1 protein-coding gene is annotated in these 1,587 nt (G+C 38.1%); it reads left to right on the top strand.

The annotated features are described in order from the left end of the window. The first annotated feature begins 88 nt into the window (after window positions 1–88). A complete protein-coding gene (locus LIZ66_RS18245) occupies window positions 89–1,420 on the top strand; it encodes an IS4 family transposase (RefSeq protein ID WP_118584333.1) in 1,332 nt (443 codons plus the stop codon). Window positions 1,421–1,587 lie beyond the last annotated feature (167 nt).

Below are 1,587 nucleotides of genomic sequence, written 5' to 3'. Positions count from 1 at the left end.
AGCTCAACATCATAAACTTAAGGAAAAAATGGAAAGGAATCTGTTCGCAGGTTCCTTTCATTGTGTTAAAATATAGGCAGGGGTGTATATGATTAAATCTTATAAAACAAGATTTCAAAAGTTTTCTGCATTATTATCTGATCCGGAAATTGCAAAATATGCGAGACAGAATGGAAACCATGCTTTTTCGAGAAAGCGAAAAATGCCCCTAAAAGACATGTTGCTATGCTGTCTTTCAAAAAAGGGGCTTACCACGACATTTGAACTTAGAAACTATTTCAAAGAAAAAGGAGACTTGTCTATGCAGTTATCTGTCCAGGGATATCTACAACAGAGAAAACGTCTAAATCCGGAAATTTTTCCCTATCTGAACCGTAAATATCTTATGGATTTTTATCGTTCTGACGAACCCAGACTGTGGAAAGGATATTTGTTAATCGCGATTGACGGGAGCAAGGCGGAAGTTCCAAACTCAAAGGATAACAGGGAAGCATTTGGAAACAGCGGCAACCAGCATTCCGGGAAAGGGCAGGTACGGGCACTGGTAAGCGGAATGTATGATGTTTTGAATCATTTTTACCTGGATATTGAAATTGAACATATTTGCATCAGTGAAAACGAACTGGCAAAAAGAAACTTAAAACAATTAAAAAAATTTGGAATCAGGAAGCCGGTTGTCGCAGTTTTTGACCGCGGTTATCCTTCCTTAGAGTTTATTGACTTTCTGGAAACGGAAGGGATTCATTATCTGATCCGTCTTTCATCCAACGATTATATGGCAGAACGTAAACGGATGCAGTCGGCAGATGAAAAAGTCATTTTAAAACATTCATCTGCACGCCTACAAAAAATACGAAAAAAACATCCGGAACGATATGAACAGATGCAAAAGAAAGGGAGCACGCTGGTAAGAATATCAAAATCGACTCTTCCCTCCGGGAATGAACTTGCGCTGATGACAGATCTTCCGGATACAATTACCGCAGAAGAATTAGCGGATTTATATTACCAAAGATGGGAAATTGAGAAGAAATACAATACTCTAAAAAACAAAATGAAATTTGAAAGTGTAACAGGGAAAGCCACAGTATATGTGCACCAGGATTTTTGGGCGCAGGTTTTAGTATATAACATGGTTCAGGACATTCGGAACAGTGCGGACGAAGAGGCCGCAGCAGCAGGACGGGAAAACAGGAATAAATATCCCATGCATACCAATGAAAATGTAGCCATCGGTCTTTTCAAAGAGACTATGCTAAAAATCCTTTTGGAACCGGAGGAAAAGAAGCGGATCAAAAAACTTGGAGAACTACAGGAAGAAATGGAGCGCTATGTACTTCCCATAAGGGAACTACCTGGAAAAGAGCGTAGAAAAAACATCTCAAATAAATATAAAAACAATCAAAAGAGTAGCTTTTAAAATGCCCATTCTCCGTTTAAAGGGAGATTATGGGCATTTTAAGTTGTTAAAGTATACAGAAGGAGCTCTGTGAAGATTTCTCTTCGTTTTAATCTGCCCTTTTGAAATGAGTTTTTAGCAGGATAATATAAATGTGTAATATCTAATCTTAAGTTTATGATGTTGAG

It is taken from the genome of Blautia faecis (assembly GCF_020554845.1).
Lineage (GTDB): Bacteria > Bacillota > Clostridia > Lachnospirales > Lachnospiraceae > Blautia_A > Blautia_A faecis.
This window is presented reverse-complemented; position numbering and strand designations above follow the sequence as displayed.